This is a genomic window from Sphaerotilus montanus (genome assembly GCF_013410775.1).
GTDB lineage: Bacteria > Pseudomonadota > Gammaproteobacteria > Burkholderiales > Burkholderiaceae_C > Sphaerotilus > Sphaerotilus montanus.
The window spans coordinates 4312876-4329155 of record NZ_JACCFH010000001.1 but is presented as its reverse complement, the minus strand read 5'-3'; the positions used below and the strand labels follow the sequence as shown (position 1 = coordinate 4329155).

The 16280-nt window shown below is 69.2% G+C and carries 18 protein-coding genes and 2 riboswitches; of the genes, 7 read left to right on the top strand and 11 right to left on the bottom strand.

From position 1 onward, the window contains the following. Position 1 precedes the first annotated feature (1 nt). The 4 genes from BDD16_RS19725 to BDD16_RS19710 form a co-directional block, all read right to left on the bottom strand. Positions 2-985: a 2-hydroxyacid dehydrogenase gene (locus BDD16_RS19725; RefSeq protein ID WP_179635512.1), complete on the bottom strand. Its 984-nt coding sequence runs from the start codon at positions 983-985 to the stop codon at positions 2-4. An 11-nt stretch (positions 986-996) separates the two neighbouring features. Beyond that, positions 997-2412, bottom strand: a complete 1416-nt coding sequence (locus BDD16_RS19720; protein WP_179635511.1) for a sodium:proton antiporter — start codon at positions 2410-2412, stop codon at positions 997-999. Between the two features lie 140 nt (positions 2413-2552). Continuing rightward, positions 2553-3251: a nitroreductase gene (locus BDD16_RS19715; protein ID WP_179635510.1), complete on the bottom strand. Its 699-nt coding sequence runs from the start codon at positions 3249-3251 to the stop codon at positions 2553-2555. Between the two features lie 10 nt (positions 3252-3261). Beyond that, a complete protein-coding gene (locus BDD16_RS19710) occupies positions 3262-4260 on the bottom strand; it encodes a histone deacetylase family protein (protein WP_179635509.1) in 999 nt (332 codons plus the stop codon). A 126-nt stretch (positions 4261-4386) separates the two neighbouring features. On the opposite strand from BDD16_RS19710, the gene BDD16_RS19705 reads away from it, so the two are divergent. Continuing rightward, positions 4387-4917 (top strand): phasin family protein, encoded by a 531-nt coding sequence (locus tag BDD16_RS19705; protein ID WP_179635508.1) that lies wholly within the window; start codon positions 4387-4389, stop codon positions 4915-4917. 309 nt (positions 4918-5226) lie between these two features. Next, positions 5227-5748 (top strand): phasin family protein, encoded by a 522-nt coding sequence (locus tag BDD16_RS19700; protein ID WP_179636258.1) that lies wholly within the window; start codon positions 5227-5229, stop codon positions 5746-5748. A 104-nt stretch (positions 5749-5852) separates the two neighbouring features. Here BDD16_RS19700 and BDD16_RS19695 read toward each other — a convergent pair whose 3' ends face one another. Then, positions 5853-7118, bottom strand: a complete 1266-nt coding sequence (locus BDD16_RS19695; RefSeq protein WP_179635507.1) for an MFS transporter — start codon at positions 7116-7118, stop codon at positions 5853-5855. A gap of 75 nt (positions 7119-7193) precedes the next feature. Between BDD16_RS19695 and BDD16_RS19690 the strand changes: the two genes are divergently transcribed. Further along, on the top strand, positions 7194-8060 hold the full coding sequence (locus BDD16_RS19690) for an AraC family transcriptional regulator (protein ID WP_179635506.1): 867 nt from the start codon (positions 7194-7196) through the stop codon (positions 8058-8060). Here BDD16_RS19690 and BDD16_RS19685 read toward each other — a convergent pair. From BDD16_RS19685 to BDD16_RS19675, 3 genes are read right to left on the bottom strand one after another with little or no spacing between them, the layout of a single operon-like run. Further along, positions 8043-9446, bottom strand: a complete 1404-nt coding sequence (locus BDD16_RS19685; protein WP_179635505.1) for a sensor histidine kinase — start codon at positions 9444-9446, stop codon at positions 8043-8045. The genes BDD16_RS19690 and BDD16_RS19685 overlap by 18 nt on opposite strands. Positions 9447-9461: 15 nt before the next feature. Further along, positions 9462-10118 (bottom strand): response regulator transcription factor, encoded by a 657-nt coding sequence (locus BDD16_RS19680; RefSeq protein WP_179635504.1) that lies wholly within the window; start codon positions 10116-10118, stop codon positions 9462-9464. Positions 10119-10121: 3 nt separating this feature from the next. Then, positions 10122-10493, bottom strand: coding sequence for a PepSY domain-containing protein (locus tag BDD16_RS19675; protein ID WP_179635503.1), 372 nt, complete (start codon positions 10491-10493; stop codon positions 10122-10124). Positions 10494-10616: 123 nt separating this feature from the next. Between BDD16_RS19675 and BDD16_RS19670 the strand changes: the two genes are divergently transcribed. Genes BDD16_RS19670 through BDD16_RS19660 form a run of 3 tightly spaced genes read left to right on the top strand, consistent with a single transcriptional unit; the run spans position 10617 to position 12245 of the window. Further along, positions 10617-11060, top strand: a complete 444-nt coding sequence (locus BDD16_RS19670) for a DUF1924 domain-containing protein (RefSeq protein WP_375139084.1) — start codon at positions 10617-10619, stop codon at positions 11058-11060. A 49-nt stretch (positions 11061-11109) separates the two neighbouring features. Next, a complete protein-coding gene (locus tag BDD16_RS19665) occupies positions 11110-11580 on the top strand; it encodes a diheme cytochrome c (protein WP_179635502.1) in 471 nt (156 codons plus the stop codon). Next, positions 11577-12245, top strand: coding sequence for a cytochrome b/b6 domain-containing protein (locus BDD16_RS19660; RefSeq protein ID WP_179635501.1), 669 nt, complete (start codon positions 11577-11579; stop codon positions 12243-12245). Before BDD16_RS19665 ends, BDD16_RS19660 begins: the two co-directional genes overlap by 4 nt. On the opposite strand, the gene BDD16_RS19655 is transcribed toward BDD16_RS19660, so the two are convergent. Continuing rightward, positions 12230-12754, bottom strand: a complete 525-nt coding sequence (locus tag BDD16_RS19655; RefSeq protein WP_179635500.1) for a DUF1993 domain-containing protein — start codon at positions 12752-12754, stop codon at positions 12230-12232. The genes BDD16_RS19660 and BDD16_RS19655 overlap by 16 nt on opposite strands. Positions 12755-12858: 104 nt before the next feature. On the opposite strand from BDD16_RS19655, the gene BDD16_RS19650 reads away from it, so the two are divergent. Beyond that, positions 12859-13440 carry a DUF924 family protein gene (locus BDD16_RS19650; protein ID WP_179635499.1) on the top strand — a complete coding sequence of 194 codons (582 nt, stop codon included), beginning with the start codon at positions 12859-12861 and terminating at the stop codon, positions 13438-13440. Positions 13441-13492: 52 nt separating this feature from the next. Here the strand turns inward: BDD16_RS19650 and BDD16_RS19645 are convergent, their stop codons facing one another. Both BDD16_RS19645 and BDD16_RS19640 read right to left on the bottom strand, forming a co-directional pair. After that, a complete protein-coding gene (locus tag BDD16_RS19645) occupies positions 13493-14749 on the bottom strand; it encodes a D-amino acid dehydrogenase (RefSeq protein ID WP_179635498.1) in 1257 nt (418 codons plus the stop codon). Positions 14750-14785: 36 nt separating this feature from the next. Further along, positions 14786-14883, bottom strand: a riboswitch (glycine riboswitch). Positions 14884-14889: 6 nt separating this feature from the next. Further along, positions 14890-14979, bottom strand: a riboswitch (glycine riboswitch). A 96-nt stretch (positions 14980-15075) separates the two neighbouring features. Continuing rightward, entirely contained in the window at positions 15076-16278 is a 1203-nt protein-coding gene (locus BDD16_RS19640) for a M20 aminoacylase family protein (protein ID WP_179635497.1), read from the bottom strand. Positions 16279-16280 lie beyond the last annotated feature (2 nt).

Below are 16280 nucleotides of genomic sequence, written 5' to 3'. Positions count from 1 at the left end.
GTCAGCTCCTGTGTGAAGGCGTCGGGACTGGGGTGATGGCCGCACCGCCCTGGAGCAGCGCGATCAGGTTGTCGGCGGCCAGATCGGCCATGGCCAGGCGCGTCGGCAGGCTGGCGCTGGCGATGTGCGGGGTCAGCACGACGTTGGGTACCTCCAGCAGCGCGGGGTGGACCGACGGCTCGCCCTCGAACACATCCAGCGCGGCCGCAGCCAGCCGGTTCGACCGCAGCGCCATCGCCAGCGCGGCGTCGTCCACCACCCCACCGCGGGCGATGTTGGTCAGCGTCGCGGTCGGCTTCATCTGCGCCAGTTCCACCGCACCGATCAGGTGGTGCGACGCCGGCCCGTATGGCACCACGACGACCAGGTGATCCGCCTCGGCCAGCAGCGTCGCCTTGTCCACCCAGCGCGCGCCAATCGGTGCCTCGTCCGCCAGCGGCAGCCGCGAGCGGTTGTGGTAGATCACGTTCATGCCGAAACCGAGCGCACCGCGCCGCGCGATGGCCTGCCCGATCCGGCCCATGCCGAGGATGCCGAGCGTCGCGCCATGGATGTCCGCGCCGACGAAGAAGTCCGGCGCCCACTTGCTCCACGCGCCGCTGCGCAGGAAACGCTCGCCCTCGGTGATGCGCCGTGCCGCCGCCATCATCAGCGCGAAGCCGAAGTCGGCGGTCGTCTCGGTCAGCACGTCCGGCGCGTTGGTCACCGTGATGCCACGGGCGTGGCAGGCGGCCACGTCGATGTTGTTGTAGCCGACGGCCATCGAGCACACGGCCTGCAGGTCCGGGCAGGCGGCCACCAGCGTGGCGTCGATCGGCTCGCCGGTGGTGACGAAGACACCCTGCTTGCCCTGCAGGCGGGCGATCAGGTCGCCGCGGCTCCAGAGCGTGTCGGCGTCGTTGGTCTCGACATCGAAGTGGGCGGCCAGGCGTTCCACCACCGAGGGGAACAGGCGGCGGGCGACAAGGACAGCGGGTCGGGTCATGGACAGGTCTTTCATCGGAACCAGAGGAAGGTCATCGCCACGAACAGCGGCACGAGGATGCCGAAGCTCCACGCCATGTAGCCGAAGAAACTCGGCATCTTCACGCCCCGGTCTTCGGCGATGGCCTTGACCATCAGGTTGGGCGCGTTGCCGATGTAGCTGTTGGCGCCCATGAAGACCGAGCCGGCCGAGACGGCCGCCAGCACCGGCGCGAGCGTGGTCATCAGCACCTGCGGGTCACCGCCGGCGAGGTTGAAGAACACGAGGTAGGTCGGTGCGTTGTCCAGAAAGGACGACAGCAGGCCCGAGGCCCAGAAGTACATGGCGGGGATCGGCTGCCCGTCCGGCCCGGTCACCAGCGCGACGACGGGCGCGAAGGCGCCGTCCATGCCCGCCTTGAGCATGGCCAGCACGGGCGTGATGGTCAGGAAGATGCCGGCGAAGAGCTTGCCGACCTCCTGCATGGGCGCCCAGTTGAACTGGTTCTTCTCGCGGGCATCCGGCGGGGTGAGCTTCAGCGACAGCAGCGTGACCACCACCAGCGCCCCGTCACGCACCAGCTGCTCCAGGCCAACCGCCGTGCCGGCGATGTCGAAGGTGATCCCGGGCTTCCAGGTGCCACTCATCAGCACCAGACCGATCACCGCCAGCAGCAGCAGACCGTTCACGCCACCCTCGATGCCGAAGGTGTGGTCGTCCGGCGTCGGGTCGGCGCGGGTCACGCCTTCGCGGCGGTAGTACCAGGTGTCGATCGCAAAAAAGATCGCCAGCAACGCGCCGATCAGGCACAGCGTCTCCGGGAAGATGTGGCTCGCGGTCCAGAAGAAGTCCACGCCTTTGAGGAAGCCGAGGAACAGCGGCGGATCGCCCAGCGGCGTCAGCGAGCCGCCGGCGTTGCTGACGATGAAGATGAAGAAGACCAGCACATGCGCGGTGTGCCGGCGGTTGTCGTTGGCGCGGATCAGGGGCCGCACCATCAGCATCGAGGCGCCGGTCGTGCCCATGAAACTGGCCAGCACGGCGCCGATCAGCATCAGCAGCACGTTGAAGCCGGGGCTGCCGTGGAAGTTGCCGCGGATGTAGATGCCGCCCGCCACGGTGTAGAGCGCGGTCAGCAGCACGATGAACGGGATGTACTCCGCCGCCAGCGCATGCACGAGGCCCGCGCCGGCCATGCCCGGGCCGAACACCGCGGCGAACGGCAGCAGGAAGGCCAGTGCCCAGCCGGCGGCGATCTTGCCGTAGTGGTGGTGCCACACGCCGGGCATCAGCAAAGGGCACAGCGCGATCGACAGCAGGATGCCCGCAAACGGTACGCCCCACCACACCGACAGCGCCGCGCCGTCGAGTTCGGCCGCCTGGGACAGCATCGGTGTGGCGCTCAGCAGGGCCGCGACCAGCCAGCGTGCGGATTTGCTCAGGTTCATGGGGGACTTGTCCTCTTGTTGCCCAGGGGTCTTGACCGTCGTCAGGATCGAGCGGCGATCGTATCGGCAATCGGGGTCGGTGCCGATCCGAGCGGTCCCTTACGTGGCATTGACGAGGCGCCTGTCCGCCGGCGGCCGGACTATCCGTGGAACGTGGTGAATGCGCTCACCGGTGCACGCTCCGTGACCAGCGTGTTTTCCACGGCCTGCGGATCGGCGTGTCCGAGCGCCATGCCGCAGACGACCATCTCGTGCGCGCCCAGGCCGAGGTGCTCGGCGATCAGGCGGTGGTACTGCGTGAAGGCGGCCTGCGGGCAGGTGTCGAGACCGCGGCCGCGGGCGGCGACCATGATGTTTTCCAGGAACATGCCGTAGTCGAGCCATGAGCCCTGCTGCATCACGCGGTCGATCGTGAAGACCAGGCCGACCGGGGCGTCGAAGAAGGTGTAGTTGCGGCCGTGCTGGCGGTGCATGCCGGCCTTGTCGGTCTTCGCCAGCCCGAGCAGACCGTACAGGTCCCAGCCGACCTTGCGGCGGCGGTCGATGTAGGGCGACTGCCACTGGGTCGGGTAGTAGGCGTATTCCTCGGTGTGGGTCGCAGCGACGGCCGGGTCGTCGTGCGCGGCCAGGATGCTGGCGCCGAGGGCCTCCAGGGAGGCGCCGGTCAGCACGTGCACCTTCCATGGCTGCGTGTTGGTGCCTGACGGCGCCCGCGAGGCGACCTGCAGGATGTCCTCGATGGTCTCGCGCGGCACGGGCGTCGGCAGATAGGCGCGCATCGAACGTCGGGAAGTGATGGCGTCGTCCACGGCAGTGCGGCGCTGTTCGTCGGTGAGCATGGGGGCGCTTTCAGTTCGGGGTGTCGGTGTGGTGCGTCGCATTATTTCCGCGATGCAGCATGGCCGGCACCTCGGGTTTGCCGGGGTTGCAGCGGTGCCAGGTGGCCAGCGCTTCGCGGTAGGTCTGCAGCTGCACGGCCACCGTGTCCTCGATGACATGGCCGTAGCCGCCGCCCATCGTCAGCACGACCGGGATGCCGCGCGACCGGCAGGCGTCGAAGACACGCCGGTCCCGTTCGGCCAGGCCGGCGGCGGTGATCTTCAGGCGGCCGAGGCGGTCGCCTTCGTGCGGATCGGCCCCGGCCTGGTAGAAGACGAGCTCCGGTGGCTGGTCTGCGTGGTCCTGCCAGAGCTGCTCCAGTGCGTCGTCGAGCGCCGCCAGGTACGGCCCGTCCGTGCAGCCGTCGGGCAGATCGACATCGAGATTGCCAGCCACCTTGCGGAACGGAAAGTTCCTGGCGCCATGCATCGACAGCGTGTAGACCGTCGGGTCCTCGCGGAAGATGGCGGCGGTGCCATTGCCCTGGTGGACATCCAGATCGACCACCGCGACCCGGAGCGGTCGGCGCTGCGGGCCGCTCCACTCGGCCTGCATCAGCCGGGCGGCGACCGCCAGATCGTTGAAGACACAGTAGCCGCTGCCGGTGTCGGCGCTGGCATGGTGGGTGCCGCCGGCCAGATTCGCGGCGATGCCTTCGCGCAGCGCGTCCCTGGCCGCGCTGACCGTGGCACCGACCGAACGGCGTGCCCGCTCGGCCATGGCCGGTGACCAGGGGAAGCCGATCTCGCGCTGCTGTGCCGCGCTGAGCGTGCCTTGCAGCACCGCGTCCACGTAGCCAGGCGTGTGCACCAGTGCCAGTTCGCCTTCGGTCGCCAGCGGCGCCTGTTCGAGGCGCACGGCGGGCAGCTCCGCCACGATCGCATCGCGCAACAGGCGGTATTTCTGCATCGGAAACCGGTGCCCGGATGGCAGAGGCAGTACAAAATGGTCGGCGTAGTAGGCGCGCATCGCGACATTGTGACCAAGGCTTGATCCAGCCGCTTGGCGCCCCTATAGTCACATATTGTTGCAATGCAGCAATCGCACTGCCTGTGACTTGCACGCAGTCCCAAGTCCCGCCACTGGAGATTCACCATGCTGACCCCGGAACAATTCGCTGCCGCCAACAAGGCCAACCTGGATGCACTGGTCGAACTCGCCCGCAAGAGCTTCGAGGGCGTCGAGAAACTGGTCGAACTGAATCTGCAGGCGGTGCGCGCGGCGATGGGCGACTCGGTGGAGCAGTCCAAGGCCCTGCTGGCCGCCAAGGATCCGCAGTCCCTGGCCGCGCTGCAGGCCGATCTGGTGCAACCCGCGGCCGAGAAGGTCACCGCGTACGGCCGGCAGGTCTATGACATCGCCACCAGCACGCAGTCGGAGATGTCGAAGCTGGTCGAGTCGCAGATGGCTGTCGCACAGGAGAAGATCCTGGGGCTGGTGGATGCTGCCGTGAAGAACGCACCCGCCGGCGGCGAAGAGTCGCTGGCCATGATCAAGCAGGCCGTCGTGGCCGCCAACGGTGCGCTGGTCAATGTCCAGCAGGCCGCCAAGCAGGCGCTGAGTGTGGCCGAGGCCAACTTCGAGGCGATGAACCACCCGGATCAGAACCGGAACCAGAAGAATTGAAATTGAATTTGTTGATCTGTCGATTGAACTTTCGTCTTCCGACCTGATCTTTCCGGATGCGTGCCCTTGTCTTCAAGGGTTCGTGACTGGTTGTCTCCTCGGTACCTTGTGAAAGAACGCTTTCCGGTACCTTCCATCCCGGTGGTGATCCCACCGGGTTTTTTTTGATTAGAGCTTTCGATCTAATCCATGCTGCATCGCAGCATGACCGCTTGCAATCCCGGGCGCACCCTCTATACTGGCAACAATGCTGCAGTGCAGCAAAGCCGGGTCCACCGGCATCCTCTTTCCACAAAAGGACTGCTCACCATGATCAATGCCGACCAATTCGCCGCCGCCGCCCAATCCAATCTGGACACCGCTGTCGCTCTGGGCCAGAAGGCCTTCGGTGGCGTGGAAAAGCTGGTGGAACTGAACCTGCAGACCGCCCGTGCCGCACTGGACGAGTCCGCCGCCAACGCCAAGGCCCTGCTGTCCGTCAAGGATGCGCAAGGTCTGGCTGCCCTGCAATCCAGCGTGCTGCAACCCGCTGCTGAAAAGGCCACCGCCTACAGCCGCCAGGTCTATGAAATCGCTGCTGCCACGCAAGCCGACATCAGCAAGCTGTTCGAAGGCCAGGTCTCCGCTTCGCAGCAATCGGTGCAAGGCTTCGTCGAAGCCGCTCTGAAGAACGCTCCCGCCGGCAGCGAAAGCGCCGTCGCGTTCATGAAGCAAGCGATGACCGCCAGCTCCACCGCGATGGAATCGGCCCAGAAGGCTGCCAAGCAAGCCGTCAGCGCCGCTGAAGCCAACATCCAGTCGATGACCAAGGTTGTCTCCAAGGCCGCCTGATCCTTCAGGTTCAGGATGTGTCTTTGGTGCGGGGCCGGCAACGGCCTTTGCACCACCCGACCCGGCGCTGACCACGCCGGGTCTTTTTGTTGTCGGGCCGGTGTTCAGGCCCGCTTCAAGCCGCGCCCCACCACCGCCGCGGACAGGATGCCCAGCGTCATCGCCGCGGCCGCTCCATAGAAGATGGCCGGCGCCATGCCGCGGTCGAGCAAGGCACCGAACACCGGGGCCGCCAGTGCGAAGCCTGCGTCCAGCCCTGAATACACCGTGCCGTAGACCCGCCCGGTTGCACCCGGCGGGGCCGCGCGCTTGATCAGCATGTCGCGCGAAGGTCCGGCCAGTCCGGTGCCGATGCCTGCGAGCGCTGCCGCCGCGACCGAGGCCATGCCGGACAGCCAGCCCGTGCCCGCCAGCAGCAGCAGCACCGCCGACAAGGCCATCGCCACTGCGATCGTGCGCTCCAGCCGCGCCACCCGCGGCACCAGAAAGCCGCCGATCACCATGCCCACGGCTCCGCACAGCATGTAGCCGGTCACCACATAGGCGGTGGCCGATGTCGGCAGACCGTACATCTGGCCCAGCGCGGGACTCGCGAAACTCTGGATCGCCGACAGCGCGGCCGTCGTCCAGAAGAAGAACGAGAAGCACATCCACACCGACGGCAGCCGCAGGAAGGCCATCGGATGTTCGTCGGCCAGCGCAGGATCGCCCTTGGCCCCGGCGCCCTGGTGCGACCAGGCGCCCTGCCGGTCGTCGATGGCAGCGCGGTTCAGGAACAGCAGACCGAGCACCACCGCCGCGACCAGCGCCGACCCCAGGTAGGCCGCCCGCCAGGTGCCGAACGCCGAGGACAGGCCGATCAGGAACACCGGCGACACCGCCCAGCCCAGGTTGCCGCTGATTCCGTGGACGGAAAAGGCGTGCCCCAGCCGCTGCGGCGACACCCGCTTGTTCAGGATCGTGAAGTCCACCGGATGGAACGGTGCATTGCCCAGCCCCGCCAGCGCCGCGGCCAGCATCAGCCCGCCGTAGCCTTGCGCCATCGCGCCCGCCAGCGACGCCGCGATGAAACTGCCCATCGCCGCGTACAGCACCGGGCGCGCGCCGACCTTGTCCACCAGGAAGCCGGACAGCGCCTGACCGATGCCCGAGATCACGAAGAACACCGTCACCAGCAGCCCGAGTTCCGAATAGCTCAGCCCGAAGTCGCGGATGAACAGCGGGAACAGCGGCGGCAGCAGCAGGTGGTGGAAGTGCGAGGTGCCGTGGGCCAGCCCGATCAGGCCGATGGTGGAGACATCGCGGCGCGCCCGGGCGCGGTCGTCGTCTGCCGCGGCGGCGGCGTTCGAGGGCAAGGTGGTGGAGTGCATCCGGGCACTGTAGAGGTGCTGTCTGCGTCCGGGTTACGATAGAACGACATTCTCTGTCGCGATTCGGCCATCTCCATGCTTCCGCACCGCAGCATCGCTCCGCTCGATCCCCAGCGCTTTGCACCGACCGCCGCCCGCCCCGTGCGTGGCAAGTCGCGGCGCCTGGAGGCCGACACCCGCGTCGCGCCCCACAGCCATGCCTGGGCGCAGGTCGCGTTCTCGGCGACTGGCGTCACGCGGGTCACCGCCGACCACAGCACCTACCTCGTGCCGCCCTCGCGCGCGGTGTGGATCCCGCCGCAGGTGGTGCACACCGTGACCGTGGTGCAGGACGCCGACATGCGCACGCTCTACGTCCACCAGCCCGCCGACCGCTGTGGCCCGGACGTGCCGGCCGCGCAGGAAGACGCCTGGCGCCGCTGCCGCGTCATCGAGGTGTCGTCGCTGCTGCGCGAGCTGGTGCAGCAGCTCACCGAACTCGATCCCGACACCCTGCCGGACGCGGCCGACCAGCTGCGCGAGCGCTGCATCGGCACGCTGGTGCTGGACGAGCTGCGCCGCGCCCAGCCGCTGCCGCTGGGGGTGGCGCTGCCGCAGGACAAGCGGCTGCGGCACCTCTGCGAAGCCGTGCTGGATGCGCCGACCCGCCACGCGACGCTGGACGCCTGGGCGGCCGAATCCGGGGCCAGCGCGCGCACGGTGGCCCGGCTGTTCCGGGACGAGCTGGGCACCAGCTTCGTGCAGTGGCGCCACCAGGTACTGCTGGCCCGGGCGCTGGCGCTGGCGGCGCGTGGCAAGCCGATGAGCCACATCGCCGCCGAGCTGGGTTACGCCAGCCCGAGTGCGTTCACCGCGATGGTCACCCGCACCGTGGGCATGGCGCCGAGTCGCTTCTTCGGGGGCGAGGCGGCGGGCGCGGGTGCGTCACACCGCGGCGGGTAGCACCAGACGCGCCCGCAAGCCGCCCAGCGCCTCGGAGCGCTCCAGCCGCAGCGTGCCGCCGTGCAACTGCGCCAGATCGAGGACGATCGCCAGCCCGAGCCCCGAGCCCGGCATCTGCTCGTCGATCCGGGCGCCGCGGACCAGCACCTTCTCGCGCAGCGCCTCCGCGATGCCGGGCCCGTCGTCTTCGACCGTGATCTGCAGACAGGGCCGTGGCGCGCCCTTCTCCGCTGATGTCGCCGACACCTCCACCAGCACCGACGAGCGCGCCCACTTGCAGGCGTTGTCGAGCAGGTTGCCCAGCATCTCCTGCAGATCCTGTTCTTCACCGGCGAACCACAGCGGGACGTCGGCGGTGCGGTCGTCGAAATCCAGATGGCGCCCGGCGTGGACCCGGTCCATCACCTTCACCAGCGGCCCCGCCACCGCGGACACCAGGGTGCGCACCCCCGGCACACCGACTGCCGCCGCGGCCCGCGCCCGTGACAGGTGCCAGTTGACCTGCCGCTGCGCCTGCGCCACCTGCTCGTCGACCAGCCGCGCCAGCGCGCCCTGTGCGGTGTCCGGGCGCGCCGCCGCGTTGGACAGCACCGCCAGCGGCGTCTTGATCGCGTGGGCCAGGTTGCCGGCCTGCGTGCGGGCGCGCACGACGATCTGGGTGTTCTGGTCGAGCACGCCGTTGAAATCGTCCACCAGCGGTTGCAGCTCGGCCGGGAAATCGCCCTCCAGCCGCTGCAGCCGACCGGCCCGCAAGGCAGACACCGCTGCCTGCAGACTGCGCAGCGGCGCCAGCCCGACGACGACCTGCGCAGCAGCAGCCGCCATCAGCGCCACGGCGAGCACGCCCAGCGACAGCACCAGCATGCCCACGAAGGACGACACCGCCTCGTCCAGCTCGCGCGTGTCCTGCGCTACGCTCAGGCGCCAGGACGTGGCAGGCCGGTCGTCCGGATGCACCACGCGTTCGAGCACCCGCAGGCCCAGCCCATCCGGCCCGGTGATGTCGTGGACGTGGACCTCGCCGTCTGCCAGCACGTCCGCGGGCACTGACAAGGTCGCATCCCACAGCGACCGCGAGCGCAGCAGCGCGGGCACCGTCCGGCCACCCTGCAGTCCGTCGACCTGCCAGTAGAGGCCCGAGTACGGCTTGTTCCAGCGCGCATCCACCAGCGCGGCCGAGAGCACGGGCTGGCCATCGGGGCCGGCCTCCACGCTGGCGGTGAGCTGGTCCAGATGCACCCGCAGGCCGGCCTGGAACTGCCGCGCCACCTGCTCGCGGAACAGGTTCGACAGCACCAGTCCTGCCACCAGCAGCGCCGCACTCACGCCCAGCAGCGTGCCGATGAGCAGCCGCACCCGCAGCGAGGCGCCGAACAGCCGGTTCATGGGCGGTTCACGCCGTCATGCATTGAGGCGGTAGCCCAGGCCGCGCACGGTCTCGATCAGCTCCGCTGGCAGCTTGCGCCGCAGCCGGCCGATGAAGACCTCGATGGTGTTGGACTCGCGGTCGAAGTCCTGCGCGTAGAGGTGCTCGATCAGCTCCACGCGCGAGACGATGCGGTTCGGCCGGTGCATCAGGTAGGCGAGCACCTTGTACTCGTGGCTGGTCAGCGTCACGGCCTGTCCGTCCACCGTGACACGGCCGCTCAGCGTGTCGAGCTGCACCGCACCGCAGCACAGCTGCGCCGAGGCCTGCCCCGCCGCGCGCCGGATCAGCGCCCGCAGCCGGGCCAGCAGCTCTTCCATGTGGAAGGGCTTGGTCAGGTAGTCGTCGGCCCCGGCGTCGATGCCGGTCACCTTCTCGTGCCAGTTGTCGCGCGCGGTCAGGATCAGCACCGGCATCCGCCGACCCGCCGCGCGCCAGCGCTTCAGCACGGTCAGGCCGTCGATCTCCGGCAGGCCCAGGTCGAGCACCACCGCGTCGAAGGCATCGACCTCGCCGCGGTACCAGGCGTCACGCCCGTCGCGGCTGAGTTCGCTGGTGTAGCCGGCGTCGGCCAGCGCCTGCTGCAGCTGGGCTGCGAGCGTTGCTTCGTCTTCCACCACCAGGATGCGCATCAATCAGTCTCTTTCGCGATCGCGTTCATGGCCGCGTTCGCGGGTGCCAGCGCGCTGGGCGCGGGTCTTCAGCATGGCGCCGGTTCGGGCGTCCAGCTTGAGCTTGGTCAGCACACCGCCGGGTTGCAGCACCTTGAGTTCGTAGATCCAGACCCCGCTGTCCTGCTGCTCCAGCTCGACTTCGAGCACCTCGCCCGGCATGTCGCGTTCCACCCGCGCCAGGATCGCCTTGAGCGGCAGGATCTGGCCCGCCTCGACCGCCTGCCGGGCGCGCTCATGGTCGTCCCGCTCGCGGGCGATGGACACGGCGGGACTGCAGCAGGCCGCCATCAGCACCGCCGCCATTCCCAGCTGTTGCAGGGCCCGCTTCGACATTCCGAGATCCTTCCGCGCCAGACCGTCCGGCACTTGCACCCCGGATTGTCCACATCCGAATCTGAACCCCAGGTAAACGGTCGATTCAGACAAGGTACAGCCGCGGTTTTCCAGAATGCAGCCATGCACTCCTACCGCACCCCTTCCGCCCGTCCCCACCTGGTCCGCACCACGCTCACCGCCCTCGCGGCCGTGGCCGCTTCGCTGCTGCTGGCGATGCCGGCCGAAGCGGGTGACACGACGCCCGACGCCCAGCTCCAGCGCTGGACCGTGGCCGCTGGCGCGCCGGCCAGTGCGGAACGCGGGCGGGTGTTCTTCACCAGCAAGCACGGCGGCGAGTGGTCCTGCTCGTCCTGCCACAACGCGCCGCCGACCACCGAAGGCAAGCACGCCAGCACCAGCAAGCCCATTGCCCCGATGGCCCCCGCCTTCAACGCCAAGGCCTTCACCGACGAAGCCAAGGTGGACAAGTGGTTCCGCCGCAACTGCAAGGACGTCGTGAGCCGCGAGTGCAGCGCCGCCGAAAAGGCCGACGTCCTCGCCTACCTCATCGCCCAGAAGCGCTGAGCCCACTGTTCCCCTCACCGTCATTCCCGCGCAAGCGGGAACCCACCCCATGCGCCCACCCCTCGCCCTGCTCCTGACCACCGCGCTGCTCGCACCGTCCGCATTCGCCGACGACGACCACCACCGGGCCCTGCGCGTGCCCACCCTGCCGCAATACCAGCAGGAATGCGCGGCCTGCCACATGGCCTACCCGCCCGGGATGCTGCCGGCGGCGTCGTGGACGCGCTTGATGGGCGGTCTGGACAAGCACTACGGCACGGACGCCTCGCTCGACGCCGCGTCGGTCAAGCTCATCACCCGCTGGCTCACCGACAACGCCGGCACCGGCCGCCGCGTCAGCGCCACCCCGCCGCCCGAGGACCGCATCACCCGCTCCGCCTGGTTCATCCGGCAGCACGACGAGGTCGGCGCCAGCGTCTGGAAACGCGCCTCGATCAAGAGCGCGTCCAACTGCATGGCCTGCCACGCTGGCGCCGACAAGGGCGATTTCGACGAAGACCGCGTGAGGATTCCGAAATGACCAGTTCCACCCTGAACGCTGCCTCTGCTGGCGCGACCACGACCACCCCGACCCGCCGTGTCACCGATGCGCCGACCCGCGTCTTCCACTGGCTGTTCGCGCTGTGCTTCACCGGCGCGTACCTGACCGCCGAGTCCGAGCACTGGCGGCTGGTGCACGTCACGCTGGGCTACACGCTGGCCGGGTTGCTGGCGTTCCGCATCGTGTGGGGGCTGGTCGGGCCGCGGCAAGCGCGGCTCGGGCTGCTGCTGCGCAAGCTCTCGGGGCTGAAGCCGTGGCTGGCGAGCGCCCGCGCCGGGCAGTTCAACGGCCGGCAGGCGCAGAACCTGGGCATGGCGCTGGCCGTGCTGGCGCTGATGGTGACCGTCGTGCCACTGACGCTCAGTGGTTACGCGACCTACAACGAATGGGGTGGCGATCTGGTCGGCGAGGTGCTGGAGGAAACGCACGAACTGTTCGCCAACGGCATGCTGGCACTGGTGCTGGGGCACATCGGCCTGATCGCGCTGCTGAGCCTGCTGCGCCGGACCAATGCGGCGCGGCCGATGCTCACCGGGCGGATTCCCGGCGCCGGCCCGGATCTGGCACAGCGCAACCACGGGTTCGTGGCGGCGCTGCTGATCGCGGCGGTGGTCGGGTTCTGGCTGGTTCAGGCCGCAGCCTGAGCCCCCACCAGGTAATCCACCTTGCCCAGGTCCACGCCGTTGTGGCGCAGCAGCGCGTAGGCGGTGGTGACGTGGAAGAACACGTTCGGCAGCGCCCAGTGCTTCAGGTAGTCCTCGCCCTTCATCGTGCGGGTCGAGCCGTCGCGGCCGACGGGGAAGGTGATGTCCTTGTCCTCGGTGCCGTCGAGGGCGGTGGGCGGCACGGTGACGAGGAACGCCAGCGTCCTGGCGATGCGCTCCTGCAGTTGGGCGAAGGTGGTTTCGTCGTCGGCGAACTTGGGGGCGTCGAGGCCGCCGAGGCGCGCGGCGGCCAGCTTCGCGGCGTCGCAGGCGATGCGCACCTGCGAGGCGAACGGCAGCATGTCTGGCGCCAGGCGGGCCTGCACCAGCACGTTCACGTCGAACTTGCGGGCGGCGGCGGACGCTTCGGCCTTGTCCATGCAGTGGCTCAGGTTGCGCAGCATGGTGGTGAAGACGGGGAGGCTGGCGGAGGACATGGAGATGGTCATGCGGGGTTCCTTGGTGGTGACTCGGGACAGTCCACGACGCTAGCAGTTTTTTCTCGTGGATGCAGAGTCCTGCCATCGTGAAACCAGTCGTACCATCGATCGCCATGCAACCCAACCCAAGCGCCATCCTCGACTTCTGGTTCGGCCCCGCCACCGACCCCGCCCACATCCACTCCCGCCCCGAGTGGTTCCGCAAGGACCCCCAGCACGACGCCGAGATCGCCCGCCGCTTCGGCCCGCTGATCGACGAAGCCCTTGCCTGCGGCCTGCAGGACTGGACCGCCACCCCCACCGGCACGCTCGCGCTGATCCTCGTCCTCGACCAGTTCACCCGCAACACGGGCCGCGACACGCCGCGCGCCTTCGCGGGCGATCCGCGGGCGCTGTCATTGGCGAAATCGCTGGTCGCGTCTGGTGCGGACAGGACGCTGACCGGGGTGCAGCGCCAGTTCGTCTACCTGCCCTTCGAGCACGCAGAAGCGCTCGCCGACCAGGACGAGTCGATCCGCCTGTTCGCGCAGCTCGGCCGGGACGAACCGGCGCTGGCGGGCTTGCTGGAATGGGCCGAGCGGCACCGGGTGATCGTGGCGCGGTTCGGGCGGTTTCCGCATCGGAATGCGGCGCTTGGCCGGACGAATACCGCCGAGGAAGCCGAGTTCCTGAAGCAACCTGGCTCGGGGTTCTGAGGGGGGAGTGGCGGGTGGGTCCTCGCTTTCGCGAGGATGACGAGGGTGGGGGTCAGGGGCGCGTGAAGGCGAACTCCAGCTCCGGCGCCAGTCCGCTGACGATGCGCGCCACGCTCTTGCCCGAGCCGCAGGCGTGGGTCCAGCCGAGCGTGCCGTGGCCGGTGTTGAGGAACAGGTTCGGGACGCGGGACTGGCCGATGATCGGCACGTTGCTCGGTGTCGCGGGGCGCAGGCCGGTCCAGAACTGCGCCTGCGCCGTGTCGCCCGCGCCGGGGAAAAGCTGTTCCGTGCGCCGCACGATCGCCTCGCAGCGCACGCGGTTCAGGTCGCGGCTGTAGCCGTTCAGCTCCGCCGTGCCGGCGATGCGCAGGCGGTCGCCCAGGCGCGAGAAGACGAGCTTGTACTCGTCGTCGGTCAGCGAGACCTGGTGCGCCATCGCCGCGTCCTTCACCGGCATCGTCACCGAGTAGCCCTTGGCCGGGTAGATCGGCAGCCGGATGCCCAGCGGCTGTGCCAGCAGCGGGCTGAAGCTGCCCATGGCCAGGACAAACGCATCGGCGCGCAGCCGCTGGAACGCCCCGTCAGCATCGGTCACCTCGACATGGTCGATCCGGCCACCCACCTCGCGCAGCGCCATGACGTGGTGCCCCATCAGGAAGCGCACCCCGTCCTGCCGGCAGCGCTCGGCCAGCGCGAGCGTGAACTGGCGCGCATCGCCCGACTCGTCTTCCGAGGTGAAGGTCGCCCCGGCCAGCTGCGGCCGGATGTGGCGCAGCGCCGGCTCCAGCCGCACGGCTTCGTCCGCCGAGATCACGCGCCGGTCGCAGCCCAGATCGCGCATCTGCGCCGCGGGGGCTTCGGCGGCGTCGAACTCCTTCTGGCTGGTGTAGAAGTGCAGGATGCCCTGGGTGCGCTGGTCGTATTGCAGGCCGAGGTCGCGCCGCAGTTGCTGCAGCGTGTCGCGGCTGTAGGTGCCCAGGCGGACGATCTGCGCGATGTTGTGGCGGGTGCGGGCGGGCGTGCATTCGCGCAGGAACTGCAGGCCCCAGCGCCACTGCTGCGGATCGGCGCGCAGGCGGAACAGCAGCGGCGCGTCTTCCTTGCCCAGCCACTGCAGCACCTTGAGCGGCGCGGAGGGGTTGGCCCATGGCTCGGCGTGGCTGACGGAGATCTGGCCGCCGTTGGCGAAGCTGGTTTCGGCGGCGGGCGCGGCCTGCCGGTCGATGACGGTGACGTCGTGGCCGAGCTGGCGCAGGAAATGGGCGGACGTGGTGCCGAGCAGGCCGGCACCGAGGACGATGACTTGCATGAGAAAGACGCTTGCGCGCTGGTCATGCCGCTCCCCCTGTCCTTGGTACCTGAGAGATTCAGCGCCGGGACGGTCCCGGTGCCTTGCTCCTTCGGTGCTTCACCCCCCGTGGTGCGGGCGTGGAGTCTCTCCAGACGGCGTGTGTGCTTGCAGTGCGTGGACCTGAGCGTTCATGGGAGTTTGCGCCTTCGGTGACCGGCTCGGGGCCGGTGCTCTCCTGCTGTGAATCGATTCTATCGATCAACCGCTCCCGTCATTCCCGCGAAAGCGGGAACCCACTGGTCGGGTGGGCCCTCGCTTTCGCGAGGATGACGGGGGTGGGTGGGTCATTCTTTCACCAGGAACCGCTCGGCCAGCCGCACCCAGTAGGCGGCGCCGACCGGCAGGTTCGCGTCGTTGAAGTCGTAGCCCGGGTTGTGGACCATGCAGGCCGACGCGGCCGGGCTGTCGCCGCCGCCGCCCTGCTCCCCCAGCCCGTTGCCGATCAGCAGGTAGCTGCCTGGCACGCGCTCCAGCATGAACGCAAAATCCTCGCTGCCGGTCAGCGGCGGGCCGTTCAGCGTGACCTTGTCGGGGCCGAGCAGGTCGAGTGCTACCTCGCGGGCAAACGCGGTTTCGGCCGGCGTGTTGACCAGCACCGCGTAGCCGGGACGCCAGTCGATGCGCGCCGTGCAGCCGAAGCTCTCCGCCTGCGCCGCGACCTGCGCCCGGATGCGCCGCTCCAGCAGCGCCCGCACCTCGCGGTCCAGCGCCCGCATGCTCAGCTCCAGCCGCGCGCTGGCCGGGATCACGTTGTTCGCCTGACCGGCCTGCAGCGCGCCGACCGTCACCACCGCCGCGTGCAGCGGATCGACATTGCGCGAGACGATGGTCTGCAGCGCCATCACGAGGCTGGCCGCGGCGACGATCGGGTCGGCGGCGCGGTGGGGCATCGCGCCGTGGCCGCCGACGCCCTCGATCGTGATGGTCGCGTAGTCGGAGGACGCCATCGCGGCGCCGTCACGGAAGACAAGGTGGCCTTGCGCGATGCCGGGCATGTTGTGCATCGCGAAGACAGCGTCGCACGGGTAGCGCTCGAACAGTCCGTCCGACATCATCCGCAGGGCGCCGCCCCCGCCCTCTTCGGCGGGCTGGAAGACCAGGTGCAGCGTGCCATCGAAGCTGCCGTGTTCGGCGAGGTGGCGCGCCGCGGCCAGCAGCATCGCGGTGTGGCCGTCGTGGCCGCAGGCGTGCATCAGGCCGGGCCGGGTGCTGGCCCATGCGACGCCGGAGGTCTCGTCGATCGGCAGCGCGTCCATGTCCGCGCGCAGCCCGAGCCGCCGCGATCCCGTGCCGCGCACCAGACGACCGACCACGCCCGTGCCGCCGACACCGCGTTCGACCGTGTAACCCCAGCCTTCGAGCTTGTCGGCGACGAGTGCGGCGGTGCGGTGCTCCTCGAAGGCGAGTTCGGGGTGCTGGTGGAGGTCGCGGCGCAGGTGGACAAATTCGCCGATCCGGGTGCGCAGTGCGTCGAGCAGGTAGGTCATGG

Coding starts and splice junctions, on each gene's coding strand:
- BDD16_RS19700 (WP_179636258.1), top strand. CDS start 5,227: ATGATCAATGCCGACCAATTCGCCGCCGCCGCCCAATCCAATCTGGAC.
- BDD16_RS19640 (WP_179635497.1), bottom strand. CDS start 16,278: ATGACCTACCTGCTCGACGCACTGCGCACCCGGATCGGCGAATTTGTC.
- BDD16_RS19720 (WP_179635511.1), bottom strand. CDS start 2,412: ATGAACCTGAGCAAATCCGCACGCTGGCTGGTCGCGGCCCTGCTGAGC.
- BDD16_RS19655 (WP_179635500.1), bottom strand. CDS start 12,754: ATGACCATCTCCATGTCCTCCGCCAGCCTCCCCGTCTTCACCACCATG.
- BDD16_RS19675 (WP_179635503.1), bottom strand. CDS start 10,493: ATGTCGAAGCGGGCCCTGCAACAGCTGGGAATGGCGGCGGTGCTGATG.
- BDD16_RS19665 (WP_179635502.1), top strand. CDS start 11,110: ATGCGCCCACCCCTCGCCCTGCTCCTGACCACCGCGCTGCTCGCACCG.
- BDD16_RS19705 (WP_179635508.1), top strand. CDS start 4,387: ATGCTGACCCCGGAACAATTCGCTGCCGCCAACAAGGCCAACCTGGAT.
- BDD16_RS19715 (WP_179635510.1), bottom strand. CDS start 3,251: ATGCTCACCGACGAACAGCGCCGCACTGCCGTGGACGACGCCATCACT.
- BDD16_RS19695 (WP_179635507.1), bottom strand. CDS start 7,118: ATGCACTCCACCACCTTGCCCTCGAACGCCGCCGCCGCGGCAGACGAC.
- BDD16_RS19645 (WP_179635498.1), bottom strand. CDS start 14,749: ATGCAAGTCATCGTCCTCGGTGCCGGCCTGCTCGGCACCACGTCCGCC.
- BDD16_RS19660 (WP_179635501.1), top strand. CDS start 11,577: ATGACCAGTTCCACCCTGAACGCTGCCTCTGCTGGCGCGACCACGACC.
- BDD16_RS19710 (WP_179635509.1), bottom strand. CDS start 4,260: ATGCGCGCCTACTACGCCGACCATTTTGTACTGCCTCTGCCATCCGGG.
- BDD16_RS19670 (WP_375139084.1), top strand. CDS start 10,617: ATGCACTCCTACCGCACCCCTTCCGCCCGTCCCCACCTGGTCCGCACC.
- BDD16_RS19690 (WP_179635506.1), top strand. CDS start 7,194: ATGCTTCCGCACCGCAGCATCGCTCCGCTCGATCCCCAGCGCTTTGCA.
- BDD16_RS19650 (WP_179635499.1), top strand. CDS start 12,859: ATGCAACCCAACCCAAGCGCCATCCTCGACTTCTGGTTCGGCCCCGCC.
- BDD16_RS19680 (WP_179635504.1), bottom strand. CDS start 10,118: ATGCGCATCCTGGTGGTGGAAGACGAAGCAACGCTCGCAGCCCAGCTG.
- BDD16_RS19685 (WP_179635505.1), bottom strand. CDS start 9,446: ATGAACCGGCTGTTCGGCGCCTCGCTGCGGGTGCGGCTGCTCATCGGC.
- BDD16_RS19725 (WP_179635512.1), bottom strand. CDS start 985: ATGACCCGACCCGCTGTCCTTGTCGCCCGCCGCCTGTTCCCCTCGGTG.